Source organism: Segeticoccus rhizosphaerae (assembly GCF_009192725.1).
Classification (GTDB): Bacteria; Actinomycetota; Actinomycetes; order Actinomycetales; family Dermatophilaceae; genus Segeticoccus; species Segeticoccus rhizosphaerae.
The window spans coordinates 1-1358 of sequence record NZ_VOHR01000554.1 but is presented as its reverse complement, the minus strand read 5'-3'; the positions used below and the strand labels follow the sequence as shown (position 1 = coordinate 1358).

Here is a 1358-nt window from a genome sequence, read left to right as displayed (position 1 = left end):
GCGGGCCGCGGCCGGGTCCGCGTCGGCCAGCCGCGCGAAGAGCGCCGCGACGCCCTCGTCCTCGAGCCGACTGGCCCACGCCGCCCGCACCGCCGGGTCGGTCGGCGGGATCTCGAGCCGGTCCAGCGCAGCCCGCACGTAGAGGCCCGAGCCGCCAGCCACGATCGGCACCCGCCCGCGCGCGAGGATCGCCTCGAGGTCGGCTCGGGCCGACCGCTGGTATGCCGCGACGCTGGCTTCCTCGCGTACGTCCAGCACGTCCAGCTGGTGGTGGGCGATCCCCCGCCGCTCCTGCAGGGGGAGCTTCGCCGTCCCGATGTCCATCCCGCGGTAGAGCTGCATGGCGTCGGCGTTGACGACCTCACCGTCGAGCCGCTGCGCCAGGTCGAGGGCCAGGCCCGACTTGCCGCTCGCCGTGGCACCGACGACCGCGACCACGACGTCGTGGAGCGGGTGGGACGCAGGGTGCGATGCAGTCATCGCGGGCAGTCTCGCAGAGGCCGCTGGCGGGGACTCGGTCAGATCCGATGGCCGCTGCCCTGCCATGACACGCCGTCTTTGGGGTAGGTGTGGGCATGTGCAGTCCCGGGGGAAGCCCAGGGCGCGACGTTTCCACCTCGACAGGTAGGGAGATTGTGATGAGCGACTTCGACAACACGGGGTCCGACTCCGACGACACGACCGACGGGAGCTACGAGCAGACCGACGACTCCGGCACCACGACCGGGTCGGAGGGCATGGGCAGCATGGGCAATGCCGGGCGGGCCAGCGCCAACCCGTCCGAGTCCGGCGACGCGCCCAGCAGCGGCGCGCAGGACTCGGGTCAGGACTCCTCCCCCGGCGACTACGGTCAGTCCCAGCAGTCCAGCCAGGACCGTGGTGACGCGGAGGGCGGTTTCGGTGGCGGCGCCGGTTCCGAGCACGAGCACCAGCCGGGCGGCACCACCGGATCGGGCGGCACCACTGGCTCGGGCGGCTCCGCCGGATCGGGCGGTTCGGTGGACGGAAGCGGCTCCGGCAGCTCCACCGACACCGCTCAGGGCGGCTACGACAACCAGGCCGCCGACACCGGGGCCGGTGACACCAGAGCCGCCGACAGGGCCGCCGCGACGGGCGACTACAGCACGGAGCACGGAACCGACCGGGACACCCAGGCCGGCGCCGGTTCGCTCGGTGAGTCCAGCACGGACCGCGAGGGCGGCTTCCGCACCGACCCCGACGAGGCGGCCGGGCTGCTGCCCGACGTGGACCCGGATGCCGGCGAGCCGGAGGACGACCAGGGCTGACCCGCGCAGCCGGCCGGCCGTCATACCGACGGTGCGCGCGAAGGCGCCCTGGGCACGATCCGCCGCCCGGGG

At 74.2% G+C, this 1358-nt stretch carries 2 protein-coding genes; one reads left to right on the top strand and one right to left on the bottom strand.

Annotated features, from left to right (window positions below; genetic code table 11):
• Positions 1 to 480 (bottom strand): tRNA (adenosine(37)-N6)-dimethylallyltransferase (locus tag FRW57_RS21590; protein ID WP_420853283.1); only part of this gene is annotated, 480 nt, incomplete at its 3' end.
• Between the two features lie 158 nt (positions 481 to 638).
• Here FRW57_RS21590 and FRW57_RS21585 point away from each other — a divergent pair.
• Positions 639 to 1286, top strand: a complete 648-nt coding sequence (locus tag FRW57_RS21585) for a hypothetical protein (RefSeq protein ID WP_152187036.1) — start codon at positions 639 to 641, stop codon at positions 1284 to 1286.
• The last annotated feature ends 72 nt before the right edge of the window (positions 1287 to 1358 follow it).

Coding starts and splice junctions, on each gene's coding strand:
- FRW57_RS21585 (WP_152187036.1), top strand. CDS start 639: ATGAGCGACTTCGACAACACGGGGTCCGACTCCGACGACACGACCGAC.